Raw genomic sequence first — 17,677 nt, forward strand, 5'->3', positions numbered from 1 at the left:
CCGAAATGTACTATCTGCAAACGTTCAAGGACGAGAAATCCCTTCGCTCGGCCATTTAGAAATACATCCATTTCTACAACTACGAGCGTTTCCAGGAGCGCTTTGAAACCCGCACTCCGATGGAAGTCCGCACGGAGGCATTAAACTCCGATACTCCTGCACTGTATCCCATTCCTGAAAATAAGCGTATTCAAAAATACAAAGAAAAGTTCGCTGCATAAACAAGCTCACCGTTCCCGAAAAAGGAAACGGCGAGCATAACCGCACTATATTTTATTTATTTCTCCGGTCTACCTTGACTGGGGCGGATCACAATCATACAGCCTGGCTTTTTTGTTTTTTGCGGATATCAGTCCTTGTAAAATGCAGAGAAGCCCTTATATGCCATATACAGGTCAAGCTTGGCGATCTGTTCGAACGGCGCGTGCATGGACAGTACAGGCACGCCCGCATCCACCGTATCAATGTTGCGGTTGGCCAGATACATCGCCACCGTGCCGCCGCCGCCCTGATCGACACGGCCGAGTTGTCCGGTCTGCCAGACCACACCCGCCTTGTCAAAAATGCAGCGGATGCGTGCCATCAGCTCAGCCGTTGCATCGCTTGTGCCGCTTTTGCCGCGCGCACCCGTGTATTTGACCAATGCAAAGCCGCAGTTGGCGCGTGCATCATTGCGCTTTTCGGATACTTCGGGAAAATTGGGGTCAAAAGCGTTGCACACATCGGCGGAAAGGCACATCGAGTGGGCAAAGCATTCCTCCATACTGACCTGCTGTGCACGGCAAAGGCCGTCCATAAAATATTCAAACGCGTGGGACTGCATACCGGTCACACCGTCCGAGCCGGTCTCCTCCTTATCCACCAGCAGGCAGACGCAGGTATGCGCGGGCGCAGTTTTGAGATCGAGCAGCGCGGTTGCCGCGGTATACGAGCAAACGCGGTCATCGTGTCCGTACGAGCCGATAAATGAGCGATCAAAGCCGATATCACATGCCGGGAAAGCGGGAACGCAGCACAGCTCGGCGGAAAGAAAATCCGCTTCGACCATGCCGTACTGCTTATGCAGGTATTCCATCACGGCAAGCTTTATCTTTTCGCTGCATTTTTCATCCAGCGTTTCGCTCGGCACCGAGCCGACCAGAATGTTCAGCCCCTCGCCCTTGATGACCTCGGTCGCCTTTTTGGTCATCTGCTCGGAAGCAAGGTGCGGCAGCAGGTCGGTGATGACGAACTTGGGGTCCTCCGGCTTGTCACCGATGCGCACATCAACGGATTTGACCTGCCCGTTGTGGCACACGCAAACCACGCCGCGCAGCTCGAGGGGGATGGCCGTCCACTGGTATTTTTTGATGCCTCCATAGTAATGGGTTTTGAAAAAGGCCATGCCGTTATCCTCATACAGCGGCACCGTGCGGATATCCACACGCGGCGCGTCCAGATGGGCGGCGGTCAGGCGCACGCCGTCCGCAAGGCTTTTTTTGCCGATGACCGCCAGCGTGATGCCCTTGCCGCGGTTGACAAAGTAGACCTTATCGCCGGGCTTTGCGGCATCGCCGGGCGTCCATGCGCGGAAGCCTTTATCCTCGGCCAGACGGACGATTTCACGCACTGCGTCGCGCTCGGTCTTACCCTCGTTCAAAAACTGCTTGTAGCCCTCGGCATAGGTCTGGATATTCTTTTTGTCACTGCCGGTCAGTTTGTCAAAACCGGTTTTCTTGTCATAAAAAAGTTGTTCAGAAGTCATTTTTCTTCTCCTTTGCGCAAAATGGTATATAAAGCATCGGTGTCCCGCCAAAGTGCGGAAAGATCGCCGTTATTTTCCAGAATATGATCGCAGCGGGTACGGTAAAAGCCGTCCTCCGGCTGCGCGGCAATGCGGGCGCGCGCCGCCGCTTCACCGATGCCGTCCCGCGCCATGACGCGCTGCACGCGGATCTCCGGGTCAGCCAGTACGCCGATGACCTGTTCGCATAGGTCGTTCATCCCTGCTTCAAACAGGGTCGGCGCGTCGTACAGCACGATCGGACAATCGCCCTGCGTGCGAATTGCCGCCAGCGAGGCCGCGCGGATATAGGGTACGGTGATTTGGTTCAGGGTTTGCAGCTTTTCCGGGTCGGAAAAGACGATCGCCGCCAGTTTGGGGCGGTCGAGCCGGCCGTCCGCATCCAGTACGCCGCCGAACGCGGCATCGAGCGCCGCGAGCATCGTGCGGTCGTGTGCACACAGGTCGCGGTAAACCGCATCCGCATCTACCCAGCCCGCGCCGAGCGCCTGCATCCGCGCCGCCACAGTGCCCTTGCCCGTGCCGCTGCCGCCGGTCAGACCGATGATTTTCATAGTATCTCACAACCTTTGTCAGGATATCCGAAAGGAATCGCGCGGAGGAAGCACTTACACCTCCACCACCGAAAACCCTGCCGCTTTTTTGATGCGGTTGGCAACAGCCAGCCCCAGTCCCTCATCCGAGGGGCACTGTGCCCAGATCCGGGTCACATCTGTATCGTCAAATGCCCGCAGGCGGTCGAACACTTCACGCGCCTGTGCGGCAAGATCAAATTGGGAACCAAAGCATTCCACCACACAGGTGGGGAAATATGACCGGTATTCATCAAAACATAGCACACCGGTGGGGCCATTGATCTGCTTTTGAATGTATTCTGCCGTGCGTTGTGGATCACCACGCACAACCGTAACGGGCGCCTTGGGCGCATAATGCCGGTATTTCATGCCGGGGGCAGATACGCGCACCTCATCCCCGATTTTTTCGTACAGGGCACGATCCACTTCAACCTCACCCAGTACGGCGCGAAGCTGCTCGAGTGTGATGCCGCCCGGCCGCAGCAGGCGCGGTTTATCCAGTGCAAGCGTGATGACGGTGGATTCCACTCCTACGCCGCACGGGCCGCCGTCCAGAATTGCGGCGATTTTGCCGTCCATATCGCGCAAAACGTGCTCCGCTGTGGTGGTGGAGGGGCGTCCCGACGTATTGGCCGAGGGCGCTGCCAGCGGCACGCCTGCGGCACGGATCAAATCACGCGCCAATGGGTGCGCAGGCAGACGAATGCCGACCGTGTCCAGACCGCACGACACCTCCTGCGGGATGCAGTCCCCCTTGGGGACGATCATGGTCAGCGGGCCGGGCCAAAATGCCTTCGCCAGCGCTTTGGCCTGCGGCGGAACAGCGGGGCACAGCTCGTAGATCCGGTCAAAATCCGCAATGTGAACGATCAGCGGGTTATCCTGCGGACGTCCCTTTGCACGAAAGATTTTTGCCACTGCTTCCCCATTTAGGGCGTTTGCAGCCAGCCCGTATACGGTTTCTGTGGGCATACCCACCACTTCACCCTGTTTTATCAGGGATGCGGCGGTATTTACCGCATTTTTATCATTTTGTGGGGAAAGCATTATTGTTTTCATGTTTTACACTTCCATCAGTGGGGAATAAAATTGATAATGGGAGATCGGGCAGATTCAGCCCTCGGCCTGTCGGCGCAGCTTTTCCGCCGTGTCGGCCGCGATCAGTGCGTCGAGGATCTCATCCATATCGCCGTTCATAAACTGGTCGAGCTTGTAGATCGTCAGCTTGATGCGGTGGTCGGACACGCGGTTTTCCGGAAAGTTATAGGTACGGATGCGCTCCGACCGGTCACCTGTTCCAACCTGGCTTCTGCGGTCGGCGGCGATGGCGGCCTGCTGTTTTTCAACCTCTGCCTCATACAGACGGCTGCGCAGCACGCGCATGGCCTTATCCTTGTTTTTGTGCTGGCTGCGCTCATCCTGACATTCCACAACTGTTCCGGTGGGCAGGTGCGTGATGCGGATCGCGGAGGAGGTTTTGTTGATATGCTGGCCGCCCGCGCCCGAGGAACGGAAGGTATCGATGCGCAGGTCGTTTGGGTCAAGGTAAAAATCCACCTCTTCGGCTTCGGGCAGCACCGCAACTGTGGTGGTCGAGGTATGCACGCGCCCCTGCGATTCGGTTTCGGGTACGCGCTGCACCCGATGTACGCCCGACTCAAACTTTAAGCGGGAATACACCTTATCCCCGGCCACGCGGAACACCACTTCTTTCAGCCCTCCCAGCTCGGTTTCGGATTTGCTCATCACTTCGGTCTGCCAGCCGCGTTTATCTGCATACATGGTGTACATCCGGTACAGGTCGGCGGCAAACAGGGCGGATTCTTCGCCGCCCGCGCCGCCGCGGATCTCGACAAAAATGTTCTTATCGTCATTCGGGTCGCGGGGCAGCAGCAGGATCTTCAGCTCGTCCTCCAGCCGTGCCAGATCGGCCTTGGCCTGTGTAAGCTCTTCCTGCGCCAGCTCCTTCATATCCGGATCGGACAGCAGCTCCAGCGCTTCCCGCTGCGCCTGCTGCGCCGCTCCGTAGGCGCGGAAAGCCGCGACGATCGGCTCAAGTTCGTTGCGCTCCTTGAGCAGCTTTGCGGCGCGGTCCGGGTCGTCATACAGCCCGGGTTCGGATAAACGCATCTCCAGCTCATCCAGCCGCGCGGCGAGCGATTTCAGTTTTTCAAACATAAGCATTTCTTTCCTTTGGTGGGTGGTTTGGCACAGGGTGGATGGTCAGGCGCATGTATTCACCACCATCGTCCGGTCAGCATCAGGCCCAGAATGGAGCAGTATTCCCGGCAGCGCACGCTTACCCATTGCCCCGGATAAGGCGTCGGCGCAGGAATACCGGAGGGCGTCAGTCCGGTGCTGCGCTGCATCAGGCGGCAGGCGCGCGCCAAATGGTAATCGTTTGTGATAATGCAAAAATCAACCGCTTTTTCCGCATATTCTTCGCCATATCCCTGCGCCAGCAGGTCATGATAGACCAGCTCCTGTGCATAGCGCAGGTTTTCAATCGTATTGGTGGATTGTTGTTCTAACAGCAGCCGTTCGGGAGCGATGCCCTGCGCGGTTATATAGCGGAACATGGCTTGCGCCTCGGTACACGGTTCGTTGCTGCCCTGTCCGCCGCTGAGCACCGCTTTGCTTTCCGGGTGGGTGCGCAGCGCGGCAACGGCTGTGTCACACCGGGCCGCCAAGGCGGCGGAGGGCTGTCCGTCCGGATTGACCCGCGCCCCAAGCACCAGATAATACCTGTGTGCAGGCAGGGATGCCGTATCGTTTGCAGCAGTATGCACGCCGATCACGCCGATCTGGATCACTGTGAACGACAGCACCACCAGTCCGAACAGCACCCGCCCCAAAACGGACAGCGCTGCGCAGATCCGGCATTGTCTGCGCTTGCCGAGTACATACCATTCCCCCGCGCAGCCAACGGCAAGCGCAAGGAAAAATATACCGCCGAACCGTGACGGCGCCCACGGCAGCTGCACCGCGCCCCCCAGCGCAAACAGCATAGCCAGTCCCATCCATACCTTTCGTTCGTTCATTGCAGTTCCTCCAGTTCGGCTGCAACGGCCTCCCATTCGTCCATTTTGGCGGTGAGCGCCTCATCGCAGGTTTCCTTTTCACCCATCAGCTCCAGCAGGCGGGCAGAATCCGAGGAGGCTTGGATCATCTGTTGTTCCAGATCGGCAGACTGGGTTTCCAGCTGCGCGATCTCACGTTCGAGTGTATTTAGCTGCTTTTGCAGGTTTTTGGTGCCGCCCGTGCGTTTGGGTTTGGCGGGCGGCGGGGGCACATCGTCCAAAGTGGGCGCTGCCGGCTTTTGTTTTTTCGGGATGGGCGCAGGATCGGCTGTGGGCAGTGTGCCGCCGCCCTTGGCGCGCCAGTCCAGAAAGGCGCTGTACGAGCCGATGAAGTCGATCAGCCGTCCGTCTTCCAGATACAGCACGCGCGTGGCGAACCGTTCGACAAAGTATCGGTCGTGCGATACAAACAGCAGCGTGCCGTCAAACGCTTCGACCGCTTCCTCGATCCATTCGCGGGAGGCCAGATCCAGATGGTTGGTCGGCTCGTCCAGAATGAGGAAGTTGAGCGGATCGTACATCAATTCGCACAGGCGCAGGCGGCTCTTTTCGCCGCCGGACAGCATGGAAACGGTTTTCATCTGCTGTTCCCCCGTGAACTGGAAGGAACCCAGCCGGTTGCGTGCTACCTGCATGGATACGTTTTTGTCGTAGATCAGCGTGTCGATCAGGTTGCGCTGCGGGTTGGCAAAGTACACCTGCTGCGGCAGATAAGCCGGTTTCAGCCCAACGCCCTTGCGGATCACACCGGTATCCGCCTGTTCCTCTCCCAGCAGGAGCTTGAGCAGCGTGGTTTTGCCCGCGCCGTTTGCGCCCAGCAGGGCGACGCGCTCACGGTTGCGGATCTGGAAGTTGATATCGTGTAATATTTCCCGTCCGTCATAACTCTTTGTAATATCCCGCACCTTAAGAACATCCTCGGTCTCATAATTCGGGTCGCCGAAGGTGACGGTCATCTTTTTATCCTTTTTCGGGCGGTCGGTGACGGTCATGCGCGCGATGCGCTTTTCAATGGATGCGGCGCGCTTGGCCAAATGCTCGGTGCCGTGCTCGTGCATGATCCGCGCCACGGCTTCCAGCCGCTTTTTCTCGGCCAGCTCGTGTTCATGGTGTTTTAGCTGCTCCTCGCGGCGGCGTTCGCGCTCGACCGCATAGTAGGAATAGTTGCCGCTGTAAAAATCGCAGGTGCAGTCGTGTATCTCGATCACGCGGTCGCAGCACTGGTCAATGAACCAGCGGTCGTGCGAAATGATGAGCACGGTGCCGCGGTAGCCTTCCAGATAACGGCCCAGCCAGTCAACGGCATCCATATCCAGATGGTTGGTCGGCTCGTCCAGCAGCAGTACATCGGTTTGCTCCAAAATAATGCGCGCCAGATTGATGCGTGTTTTTTCGCCGCCGGAGAGCAGCGCAAACCGCTGTGCACGCATTTCCGCGGGAATCTCCAAGCCGTTGCACACGCGGTCGATCTCATAATCCCGGTTATAGCCGCCCAGTGCATCCAGCCGTGTTTCAAGCAGTGCATAGCGTCGGAGCAGCGAATCATCATCCGGACGGCGGGTCATTTCGTCGGTCAGCTCGTCCATGGCGGCAATGATCTCATCGGATTCGTGGAAGGCCAGCCGCAGGATGTCTTCCACCGTAGATTCCGTCGGAAAATCCGGCATCTGGTCGATCACGCCCGCCGTGCGGCCCTGCCCGATCGAAACATGGCCGCTGTCATAGGGCAGGCGGCCGGTCAGGATATGAAGGAGCGTGGTCTTACCCGCGCCGTTCGCGCCCAGAATGGCAACCTTTTCGCCCGGCTGCACGTCAAAGGTGATGTCCTGCAAAATCAGCTTATCACCATAGTATTTGGTCAGGTTTTGTACAGAAATGTCAGCCACGTCAAACGGGCTCCTTTCAGTGTATTGATAATCAAAATTATTATAACACAATTTGATAGGCGGGAAAACCCCTGAAAACGTACAGATTTCGCCGCCTGCGCGGCGGGCGCACAAGAGGGGAAATTCCCCTCTTGTGAATCACCCCTTTGATTGCTCGGACGGCGCACGATTTGCTGCCGCAAATCTCCCCCTATCGGGACCGCTGCGAAAATACGGGAGCCTTACGGGAGGCCGGTTCGCATAGCAGCTCGGGATAGAAGAATTTATTAGGTCGGTGCAATCTTTCTCCCCTTGGGGTGCGGAAAGGCAGGCTTTGTCTTATTCGGTAAACGGGCGGAAACCGTTTGGCGTTACCCGGCTTTACGCGCGCAGCGCGTCCTGAAGGAAGGGGAGGAGATTGACAAGAGGAGGGGGAACATGAGGTTCCCCTTCCTCTTGCCCGCCCGCGCCGCGCAGGCGCAGCGCATCCCGCCCGCCGCAGCGGGCGAAATCCCCCGTGCACCGGGGAATGTGCGCTTTCTCAACAGAAACGTACACCCGCACACATGGGGAAGTGCACTTTTTCGTAACAGGAAAAGCTACACCGTGCAGGCGCAGTGCAGCCCGTAGGAAGCAAGCCCGCCCGCGCCGCGCGTGCGGCATCGTTCCCGCCGCCCGCAGGCGGCGAACTCCCCCGAGCATTGGGGAAGCACGCATCGGGTGATCGAAAAAAATCTGTATTTTTGCACTAAAAAGAGGAGGGGATTCCCTCCTCTGTGTTTGCTCTGTGCAAAATATAGATGCTGTCCCGCTTAATACCGCATCAGCGGAATTTGATTTGGTTGGGTTTCTTCAATGGGCAGCAGCATTGCGGTAATATCCGGGCGTGTGGTTTCAATAAAATTCACGCCTTTTTGGATGAGCGCGGAAAGCGTGCCTTCGTGCTCAGTCGGCAGGCTCATGGTAAACAGACCGGCCTGCCGGCAGGTATGGATCAGCTTGGGGGTGAGGTCGGCCGGTGCAGCCCGCAGACCGAACAGACCGGTCGTATGCGCGGCGTTGACCAGTGCATCAATATTATCCGGCAGTGCAGGCAGCTCGCCCATGATATGCAGATCCGGATTGGCTACGGCAATGCGTGCGGCTTCGACCAGCCCCAGCCCGACAAATATCGTATCATCCAGATAATTGGCGTGGCGCAGGGTCATGCGAAGCTGCGGCAGCAGCGTTTGATTATGTACCGTGATTGCGATTTTGGCCCGGCAGGTACGCGCCAGCTCAATGGCCTGTCCGGCCGGGACGAGCTGCGGTGCAACCTGATGCAGCTCGGCATAGCTGTAATCGGCTATGTTCATCTGCGTGCCGTCGGGCGAAAGGCAGTATCCATCGGACGCAAGCACGGCAATGCCGTCCGCCGTCATATCGACGGACAGACAGCAGCCCTTTGCGCCTTCTTCATTGCCTGCAAGGATGGATTCCAGCCCGTCCCGTTCGGTATCCATACAGCCGACCGAGGACAGGATGAATACATCTTTATTGGTATAATACAATACCGATCTCCCTCTTTCCGGTTACAGGGTCTCGGGCGCCTCGTATTCCACGCCCATCGTATCGACGGTAACGGCCTTCATCTTCTGCTCTTCACGCGGGCGGTCATGCCAATCGCGCTTGGTGCTTACAATGGCGTCCACCACATCCATGCCCTCGGTCACCATGCCGAAGGAGGCATACTGCCCATCCAGATGCGGGGAATCCTCGGTCATGATGAAAAACTGGCTGCCGGCGGAATCCGGCGCCATGGTACGCGCCATGGAAAGCACGCCGCGGGTGTGGTTCAGATCATTCTGGAAGCCGTTTGCGGTAAATTCGCCGCGGATCTCGTAGCCCGGGCCGCCCATGCCGGTGCCGTCCGGGTCGCCGCCCTGAATCATAAAGCCCGGGATCACACGGTGGAAGATCGTACCGTTATAAAATCCCTTTTGGATTAGGGAGATAAAGTTGCGTACCGTGTTCGGCGCTACCTCGGGATACAGCTCCGCGCGGATGATACCGCCGTTTTCCATTTCAATCGTTACGATTGGGTTGCTCATGTTCTATCACTCCATTACTGTTCGGTAAAATATCTGTATATAATTATATGATACCAAATTTCACCGCAAACGGCAAGGGATGTTTACACAACTCCGGTTTGCAAAATTTCCGGCGGGGCAACAGTGGGTGTGTCTGTCGATTTCCCCGTGTTCCTGGGATTCATCCACTTTATACACAGGTCTTTCCACAGCCTATATGGGGATAACCTTGTGTATAAAGTGGATAACTTTCTGTATTGCCCGCAAAACATTCGCCTGTAACGGTCATTTTTCCTTTACATATAGTAATATCCATGACAGAAAACGGAAGGTGGATAAACGGCCAGTGATTGGGGAAAACTGCTTGGAAACAGGGTTGATTATACAAGGAGGATCGCTATGTCTGAAGAAAATCCGTCTATTCCGGCGCCGGAGCAAAGTGCCATTGCCGAAACCGGCTCGATCACCGCACGTTCGGCGCGCGGCACGGTGCACTGCATTACAATCGTTGGGCAGATCGAGGGGCATATGGAGCTGCCTGCACAGAACAAAACCACCAAATACGAGCATCTGATCCCGCAGATCACGGCGGTTGAGCAGGATGATGAGATTGATGGCCTGCTGATCCTGCTCAACACGGTCGGCGGTGATGTGGAAGCCGGCCTTGCCATTGCCGAACTGATTGCGGGTATGCGCAAACCGACGGTTTCGCTGGTGCTTGGCGGCGGGCACTCGATCGGCGTGCCGCTGGCGGTTGCGGCGAAAAAGAGTTTTATTGCTCCGTCAGCCGCCATGACTATTCATCCCGTGCGCATGAACGGCACGATCATTGCCGTGCCGCAGGCTTTTGCATATCTGGGTAAAATTCAGGAACGTATTGTGGATTTTATCACGACGCATTCCTCCATTTCCGCTGACCGGCTGCTGCAGCTCATGCGTGAGACCGGACAGCTCACTGCGGATGTGGGCACGGTGATTTCGGGTAAACAGGCGGTGGCGCTCGGGCTGATCGATGCGGTCGGTACGTTGGCAGATGCGCTGGATGCCCTGTATGCTATGATCGCGGACCGCCGCAGCACGGCATCCGCTCCAAGGGAGTGAAACCGGAACAGGAGAGCTGCCGCGGACGCTGTCTCCGGCGGCTCGTTCTTTGTTTTGCCGATGGACAGGCGAAAAAAAGGCCCCGTCATCCGACAGGACCCTTTAATTCCAAATTTCCATAGATTCTCTTTTCCCAACAGGATATTTCCCGCTGTTCTATATTTTTTTACGCAGTTGATATGTTATATCCTTCGCGATTCCGGAGTAAACGACCTGTTTCCTCGCTTCGCCTCATCGGATATGCTTTTATAAAGCCTTCCCTGCGTATGAACGGAACACCGCTGCTTTTCCGATCCGTCTTCCCTGTAAAACATTCCGCACGGTCTTTCGGGATTTTTGCTGCCGGTTCGGGAAAACAGGTTCCGATGCGCTTCTGACGATAATCGTGATAGAAACGGCTTTTTTCCTTGTCCTGCGTTCACGGGTACCCGCGCGACTGGGTTCGTTTTGGTAATGAACACATTCGGTTGGTTACCTGATACTTACATTCGGAACTCTATATCAATTTTGGATGTGTCATTTTTTCGGCGGGTCATTCGTTTGATGCTGTTTCCTGCACGGCCCGTACCGCTTTCAGCAAGTTTTGATATCATCGCCAGCTTGTGCTCCGGTACGCTTGTCGCCGCATCATACTCATCAGTATGCCCATCGGCCAAAGGATGCGCACTATTTTTGGCGTTTTGCAGGTATCATACGGAACGTATATTTGTTTCGCCGACACATCATACGGTTTAGAATTCTGTCATGCCATCGAACCTTGCTTTCCTGCTGCCTCGATCCGCTTGCATCGTTCAGTATGTATTACGGATAATGTTCAGTGTACGAGGATAGCTTCCTCAAAGGTGCCGTTCCTACTTTGTCAGAAGCCGATCGCGCTTTTCAGGCGGTTCGTTGTTGCGATTGGGAACTCGCTTATTTTTATAGCTATCACCTTGATCGTTTCGGTTACAGCGCCGCGGCGAGCCCCGCGAACCAACAGGACGTTTCTTCTGTTACCATTGGACTCACCCCTTTCGGTAAAATTGCAGCCGTTCGGTTCGGCCTGCGTTGCGGAAAAGAACTTGGGTTTCGCCATTTGCAAAGCCCCTGCTTTGCTTCCCTTTGGTGTTTGCCCTTATCTTTTCTGTAACATTATAATATCATCAACATTGCACAACGTCAAGGGTAAAATTGCGTTTTTTCATGGTAATTTTGCACTAAAAAAAATCGTGTTTTTCAGCGATTTCCCTCTTTCCCATATGGCACGGATTTGCTATAATGGTATTGTTGGGTGCGCTGTAAGCATCCGGCAGCAATGCAGGTAGAATCAATGCGTGTGGGGGGTCTGTTACAGACTCCCCCTTTTTGAAGGAGGTTATCATACCAATGGATATTTTCAGCTTCTATATGCCCACCCGCCTGTTTTTCGGCAATGGGGCGGTTAAAAAGCTGGCGCGGGCACGCCTGCCCGAAGGCCGCGGCCTGATCATCACGGGCGGCACATCCACCACCCGTTTGGGCTATGTGCAGAAGGTTGCGGATGCGCTGGCACAGGCCGGTCACGAAACACTTGTATATAATAAGGTACAGCCTAATCCTACGATCGAAGGCGTGCGCGAATGCGCTGCGCTGTGCCGGGCGGAGCAGATCTCGTTTGTTGTCGGTCTGGGCGGCGGCTCGTCGATCGATACCGCCAAGGCGGTTGCCATTATGGCCACGAACGACGGCGACTGGTGGGACTATATCCACGGTGGCTCGGGCGGCGGCAAGCGCATGGAAAAGGACGGTCTGCCGATCGTTGCGATCCCGACGACTGCGGGCACCGGCACCGAGGCCGACCCCTTCACCGTTATCACCAACGGCGAGGAAAAAATCGGCGGCGGCGGGGAAAAGTGCTTCCCGGCGATCTCGATCGTCGATCCGGACTTTATGATGACCGTGCCGCCGCATCTGACGGCGTATCAGGGCTTCGACGCCTTTTTCCATGCGGCGGAAGGCTATCTCGCCACGACCGCGAACCCGATGAGCGAAATGTTTTCGCTTAAGGCTATCGAGCTGATCGACCGCTCGCTGCCCGCTGCTGTGGCGGACGGCAGCAATGCCGATGCCCGTGCGGATGTGGCGCTGGCCAACACGCTGGCCGGTTTTGTCGAAACGCTGTCGAGCTGCTCGGGCGAGCATGCGATCGAGCACGCGCTGAGCGCATATCATCCCGAGCTGCCGCACGGCGCCGGACTGATCATCATTTCGCGCGCCTATTGGAGCCGCTTCTGCGAATGTGCGGGCGACCGTCTGATCGCCATTGCGCGTGCGCTCGGCCGCAAGGATGCGGACAAGCCCGAGGATTTCCTCGATGCACTGACCGAGCTGCAGCAGCGCTGCAAGGTGGACGACCTGCGCCTGTCCGGCTACGGTGTGCAGCCGGAAGAGTTTGAAAAAATTGCGGATAATGCCGTCGGTACGATGGGCGGCCTGTTCCGCGTCGATCCGCGCCCGCTCTCCCGTGAGGAGATCGTCGGCATCATCGCGGACAGCTACCGCTGATTTTTGAGACTGCGAATCGCGCCCTTCGGGCACAATTCTCCGTCGTCTTGTATAAAAACCCACGCACACAAGGTGAATTGCTGCGCAGCAGCAAGAGAGGGTGGCCTGAGCCAGGTCGCGGGTTTTTATGAAAATGGCAGCTTGCTGCCATTTTCTATTGTACACGCGCTGCGGCGCGAAGGATTTTTCATAAGTGAAAGGGTGCGCCTTGGCGCACCCTTTGCTCAGCTTATTGAAAAAGTATTCTATCGCCGTACGGCGGCGGAATGAGGTCAGAGTCCTACGGGCTGATACCTTGAGAGAGAAAAAATTTCTATACAGAAAGTTTTTCGACAGTCTCAGCGGATCGGCAGCATTTTTCCGGTCTCGAAGGATTCCTTGCAGCGGTAAGCCGCTTCGGATACCGCGGTGCCGTCGTATACGGTCAGGTCGCCCGGCTTGGTGCCTGCGCGCACATGGCCGGTGAAGGCAACCATTTCTGCCACAAAGGCTTCGTGCCAGCGGCTCATAAAGTCCGGATAGTATTCCTCGCGCGAGCCGTGCTCGTCCACGATGTTGAGCAGGTTCTTTGCGCCGACATTGGCAATGCGCAGCGTGCCGTGCGTGCCGATGATCTCGGTTTCCACGTTGGAGCCGGCTGCATGGGTGCGGTTGGTGAACATAAAGCCCATCGCGCCGTTTTCCATCTGCACGGTTGCCGCTGCGTTGTCCGCGTCGTTCAGTTCCTTGTACAGGTCAAATTCGAATACGCCGCCGATCGCCCATACATTCTTAACATCCGAACCGGTGAACCAGCGGATCAGGTCGATATCATGCACGCACATATCGAGGAACTGGCCGCCCGAATGCGGTGCGAACTTGAGAGTGGATTCGATCGTGGTGCGGGGATCCTGTGTGTAGGAACGCACGAGCACGACCTTGCCGATATCGCCGTTGTCGATCTTGCGCTTGGCTTCGGCGTAGGATTTATCAAAGCGGCGCATAAAGCCAAGCTGGAAGATTAGGTCGGGATGCGCTTCGATCACCTTTTCCGCTTCCTTGCACTGGGCTACATCCGTGCCGAGCGGTTTTTCGCAGAACACGTGCTTGCCGTGCTTCATGGCAATTTCGATCTGCTGGCAGTGCAGGAAGGAGGGGGAAACGATCACGATCGCATCCAGCTCGGGGTTTTTGCACATTTCTTCAAAATCCGTATAGGTATAGGCCACGCCCAGCTCTTCCGCTACTTCCTTAACGCGCTTTTCATCCACATCGCAGATCGCGGTCAGCTCGCAGCCCGGCACCTGGCTGGCCAGATTGCAGGCATGCTCGTAGCCCAGACGCCCCAGACCGACCGAACCGACTTTTACCGTTTTCATATACATTCTCCTTCTTGCATCCGTTGTTGCAGGCGGCACGGCGGCCGCATCGCTTATCATGATATTATTGTACTGCCCGCCGCGCAAAAAAACCAGAGCGTTCTTGCGGTTTTATCCAAAAGAAATCCCCGCGCTGTAAGGCGCGGGGCAGGCAAACTTTCGGATTCTTGCGGCAGGCGGTCACTGGTGATACACATAGGCGCGGCGGAAGGTGCGCGGCGCCATGCCGACCGCCTTGGCAAACTGTGCGTTGAAATGGCTGGGATTGTCATAGCCCACCTGCGCGGCGATCCGTGTGATGGGCAGGTCGGTTGTGATGAGCAGGGTCTGCGCTTCGCCGATGCGGCGGCGCAGCACATATTGCAGCGGGGAATATCCGGTGGCTTCCTTACACACATGGGATAAATGATAGGGGCTGATATGCAGTGCGTCCGCCATCTGCTGAAGCGAAAATTCTTCCGCGAAATGCGCGTCGATATACGTTTTGATGCTGTGGGCAACCGCGCTGCCCCCATCGGCAGCGCCGTCTGCGGCAGCAGCGCGGTATTGCTGCACCAGTGTGAGGATGGCAAGCAGCAGGTGGTGCGCACCGTCGTCGTTGCCCGCGGTCAGCTCCTCATACAGCACATCGTATAGCCGTTCCAGCCGGACGGTCTGTGCTTCGGACAGATGGCAGACCGGCGAGGCCTGCTCCGGGATCAGCGCATTTTCCCGCAGGCCGGGCACTGCCAGTCCGCCCAGCGCCAAACTCGCGGTTGCAACCGGACGGTCGGGACCGGAGGGCTCGTCGTGCACGACCCGGCTGTTGAAAATGAACAGGCAGCCGCGCGCGGCGTCATACGGTGTGCCGCCGACAAAATAGCGGCTTTCTCCCCCGCGTACCAGCACCACTTCCACCAGATCATCGTGCGCGTGCATCACGCGCGGATGTGCGGAAGCCTGCGCATCCGTGCGGCTGACCGAAAACAACCGCGGCATTTTTGCAATACCAAACGGCGGCTCATATTCCTTTTTTACAAAGCACTGTACCACCGGTTCTGCTCCCTTCTGCGCGGCTTGGCTTTGTATTCAGTATAGCACACCGGTGGGTAAAACGATAGGGGGAAACGGAAATTCCTGCTGCTGTGCCATGGGAGAACATCGGTGTAAAAATGCAGAATTTCAATGCTTTTTCATAGCAGAGTGAAAAAAATACCTGCACAAATATTTTACTAAACTTGCGAAACAGCAGGTTGAACAAGAGGTAAAAGTGCGTTATTTTGGTTTTTTGTCGGTTTTGACAAGGCGCATGGTTTGACATATTTGCAGGACTGCGGTAAAATATATGCATTATCCGCATTTGGCGGGGAGGAAAAGGGGGAGCGCAATATGACGACACAGCCGAATCACATCCGGGAAGAGCTGCTGCAGGATCTGAGTGAAAAATTTCGCCTGCACAATCAGGTCCCGCCCGATCTGTATACCCGTTACCGCATCAAGCGCGGTCTGCGCAACGCGGACGGCACCGGCGTACTGGTCGGTGCGAGCCGGTTGGGCAACGTGCACGGCTATATCGTCAACGAGGGCGAGCGCGAACCCATCGAAGGCCGCCTGACCTATCGCGGTTATAATGTATACGATCTGATCCACGGGCTGGAGCAGGAAAACCGCTTCGGGTTTGAAGAGGTCGGCTATCTGCTGATGTGCGGCGAGCTGCCCACCCGCAGCCAGCTCAGCGATTTTCAGCACACCATTGGTCTAGAGCGTGCGCTGCCGGATAATTTTACCGAGGATATGATCATGCGCGCCCCCAGCCGCGATATCATGAACAAGCTGGCCGGCGCTACCCTTGCCCTGTATTCCTACGATGCCAACCCGGATGCGACCACGGTCGAAAATATCATGCGGCAGGGCATCAGCCTGATGGCGAAATTCCCGGTCATCATTTCGCACGCTTATCAGGCCAAGCGCCGGTATTTTGACGGGGACTCCATGTTCCTGCATGTGCCCGATCCCGAGCGCTCAACGGCGGAAAACATCCTGCATCTGGTGCGGCCGGACGGACAGGTTGCGGATGATGAAGCCAAGCTGCTCGACCGCTGCCTGATCCTGCACGCCGAGCACGGCGGCGGCAACAACTCCTCATTCACGGTGCGTGTCACCTCTTCTTCGGGTACGGATACCTATTCTGCGATCGCGGCGGCGGTATCCTCGCTCAAGGGGCCGCGGCACGGCGGCGCAAACCTGCGCGTGGTGCGCCAGTTCGACGAGATGAAGGCCAATATCAGCAACTGGACGGATGAGGACGAGGTCGCGGCTTATCTGCGCAAAATCATGGACGGCGAGGCCGGCGACGGCTCGGGCCTGATTTACGGCATGGGGCACGCGATCTATACCCTGAGCGACCCGCGCGCCGTGGCGCTGAAAAAGGCGGCGCGTCCGTTGGCGGCTCGCAAGGGCTTTTCTGCGGAAATGGATCTGATCGAGCTGGTTGAAAAGCTCACGCCCGCGATCTTCCGCGAGAAAAAGGGCATTGATAAGCCGATGTGCGCCAACGTGGATATGTATTCCGGTCTGGTGTATAAAATGCTCGGGCTGCCCAAGTCGCTGTATACGCCGCTGTTTGCCACCGCGCGTATTGTCGGCTGGATGGCGCACCGGCTGGAGGAAGTGACCACCGGCGGTAAGATCATCCGCCCGGCCTATAAGCCGCTCGGCAAGCCGGTCAGATATGTCAATTTGGATGACCGTTAAAGGGTTTGTCAAACATAAACAAAAAAGCTGAGGGGTTTCCCTCAGCTTTTTTTGTTGAAAAAGTATTTTGTTATTGAGTGTAAACAATACGCGCGGCAGCGCGCATGGAATGGAAAATTGCAGCAAGCCGTAATTTTCATAAAAACCCACGCACAGGTCGTGGGTTTTTATACAAGACGACGGAGAATTGTGCCCAAAGGGCGCGATTCGCAGTCGCAAATTCTATCGAAAGCGTGGTTTCGACAGTCTCAAAAAAAGTCAGGCACAAGTTGATATGATCCTCCTAAAGTAGACCATGGAAAAAACCAAAATCTACTTTAGGAGGATTTTTTATGGGCAAAATAAAATTCACTCCAGAGAAGAAAATAGAAATCATAGAAGCGTATAAGTCGGGTAAGGTTGCCTATTCTCAATTACAAGATGTTTATGGAATGAATCGTGACGAGATATATAGATGGATATCCAAGTACGAAGCGAACGGTATTGAAGCCTTTGTAAGTGGAAACAGAAGGTATTCCAAGGAATTTAAGATTCATTGCATTGAAGAGTATCTTAGCGGAATTGGCAGTGTGGATGATATCGTAGCCAAA

Annotated in this window: 16 protein-coding genes; 5 read left to right on the top strand and 11 right to left on the bottom strand. The window is 56.3% G+C overall.

Features of this window, described 5'->3' with window-relative positions:
- Positions 1–349: 349 nt before the first annotated feature.
- Genes T363_RS0112060 through T363_RS0112085 form a run of 6 tightly spaced genes read right to left on the bottom strand, consistent with a single transcriptional unit; the run spans position 350 to position 7,324 of the window.
- On the bottom strand, positions 350–1,744 hold the full coding sequence (locus T363_RS0112060) for an aminopeptidase (protein WP_031476187.1): 1,395 nt from the start codon (positions 1,742–1,744) through the stop codon (positions 350–352).
- Positions 1,741–2,337 (bottom strand): dephospho-CoA kinase, encoded by a 597-nt coding sequence (gene coaE / locus T363_RS0112065; RefSeq protein WP_031476189.1) that lies wholly within the window; start codon positions 2,335–2,337, stop codon positions 1,741–1,743. Before coaE ends, T363_RS0112060 begins: the two co-directional genes overlap by 4 nt.
- A gap of 54 nt (positions 2,338–2,391) precedes the next feature.
- Positions 2,392–3,417, bottom strand: a complete 1,026-nt coding sequence (locus tag T363_RS0112070; RefSeq protein ID WP_031476191.1) for an L-threonylcarbamoyladenylate synthase — start codon at positions 3,415–3,417, stop codon at positions 2,392–2,394.
- 54 nt (positions 3,418–3,471) lie between these two features.
- Complete coding sequence (prfA, locus tag T363_RS0112075; RefSeq protein WP_031476193.1) at positions 3,472–4,536, bottom strand: peptide chain release factor 1; 1,065 nt, start codon at positions 4,534–4,536, stop codon at positions 3,472–3,474.
- 59 nt (positions 4,537–4,595) lie between these two features.
- Positions 4,596–5,399, bottom strand: a complete 804-nt coding sequence (locus tag T363_RS15280) for a YdcF family protein (protein WP_031476195.1) — start codon at positions 5,397–5,399, stop codon at positions 4,596–4,598.
- Positions 5,396–7,324 carry an ABC-F family ATP-binding cassette domain-containing protein gene (locus T363_RS0112085; protein ID WP_031476197.1) on the bottom strand — a complete coding sequence of 643 codons (1,929 nt, stop codon included), beginning with the start codon at positions 7,322–7,324 and terminating at the stop codon, positions 5,396–5,398. Before T363_RS0112085 ends, T363_RS15280 begins: the two co-directional genes overlap by 4 nt.
- A 417-nt stretch (positions 7,325–7,741) precedes the next feature.
- On the opposite strand from T363_RS0112085, the gene T363_RS0112090 reads away from it, so the two are divergent.
- Positions 7,742–7,933 (top strand): hypothetical protein, encoded by a 192-nt coding sequence (locus tag T363_RS0112090; RefSeq protein WP_031476199.1) that lies wholly within the window; start codon positions 7,742–7,744, stop codon positions 7,931–7,933.
- A gap of 182 nt (positions 7,934–8,115) precedes the next feature.
- Here T363_RS0112090 and T363_RS0112095 read toward each other — a convergent pair whose 3' ends face one another.
- Both T363_RS0112095 and T363_RS0112100 read right to left on the bottom strand, forming a co-directional pair.
- Entirely contained in the window at positions 8,116–8,853 is a 738-nt protein-coding gene (locus T363_RS0112095) for a hypothetical protein (RefSeq protein WP_031476201.1), read from the bottom strand.
- 21 nt (positions 8,854–8,874) lie between these two features.
- A complete protein-coding gene (locus tag T363_RS0112100) occupies positions 8,875–9,393 on the bottom strand; it encodes a peptidylprolyl isomerase (protein WP_031476203.1) in 519 nt (172 codons plus the stop codon).
- A 378-nt stretch (positions 9,394–9,771) separates the two neighbouring features.
- On the opposite strand from T363_RS0112100, the gene T363_RS0112105 reads away from it, so the two are divergent.
- Positions 9,772–10,473, top strand: coding sequence for a ClpP family protease (locus T363_RS0112105; protein ID WP_031476205.1), 702 nt, complete (start codon positions 9,772–9,774; stop codon positions 10,471–10,473).
- 859 nt (positions 10,474–11,332) lie between these two features.
- On the opposite strand, the gene T363_RS0112110 is transcribed toward T363_RS0112105, so the two are convergent.
- Positions 11,333–11,548, bottom strand: coding sequence for a hypothetical protein (locus T363_RS0112110; RefSeq protein WP_031476207.1), 216 nt, complete (start codon positions 11,546–11,548; stop codon positions 11,333–11,335).
- 290 nt (positions 11,549–11,838) lie between these two features.
- Here T363_RS0112110 and T363_RS0112115 point away from each other — a divergent pair, with 290 nt between their 5' ends.
- Positions 11,839–12,996 carry an iron-containing alcohol dehydrogenase gene (locus T363_RS0112115; protein ID WP_031476209.1) on the top strand — a complete coding sequence of 386 codons (1,158 nt, stop codon included), beginning with the start codon at positions 11,839–11,841 and terminating at the stop codon, positions 12,994–12,996.
- A 338-nt stretch (positions 12,997–13,334) separates the two neighbouring features.
- Here the strand turns inward: T363_RS0112115 and T363_RS0112120 are convergent, their stop codons facing one another.
- Together T363_RS0112120 and T363_RS0112125 are read right to left on the bottom strand one after the other, a co-directional pair.
- A complete protein-coding gene (locus T363_RS0112120) occupies positions 13,335–14,354 on the bottom strand; it encodes a Gfo/Idh/MocA family oxidoreductase (RefSeq protein WP_031476211.1) in 1,020 nt (339 codons plus the stop codon).
- Between the two features lie 180 nt (positions 14,355–14,534).
- Positions 14,535–15,386: a helix-turn-helix transcriptional regulator gene (locus T363_RS0112125; RefSeq protein ID WP_031476213.1), complete on the bottom strand. Its 852-nt coding sequence runs from the start codon at positions 15,384–15,386 to the stop codon at positions 14,535–14,537.
- A gap of 336 nt (positions 15,387–15,722) precedes the next feature.
- Between T363_RS0112125 and T363_RS0112130 the strand changes: the two genes are divergently transcribed.
- Both T363_RS0112130 and T363_RS0112135 read left to right on the top strand, forming a co-directional pair.
- Positions 15,723–17,087, top strand: a complete 1,365-nt coding sequence (locus tag T363_RS0112130; protein WP_031476215.1) for a citrate/2-methylcitrate synthase — start codon at positions 15,723–15,725, stop codon at positions 17,085–17,087.
- A gap of 332 nt (positions 17,088–17,419) precedes the next feature.
- Positions 17,420–17,677, top strand: a 258-nt coding sequence (locus tag T363_RS0112135; RefSeq protein WP_031476217.1) for a helix-turn-helix domain-containing protein, incomplete at its 3' end; no start/stop codon positions are given.

The sequence above is a fragment of the Agathobaculum desmolans ATCC 43058 genome (assembly GCF_000701665.1).
Classification (GTDB): domain Bacteria; phylum Bacillota; class Clostridia; order Oscillospirales; family Butyricicoccaceae; genus Agathobaculum; species Agathobaculum desmolans.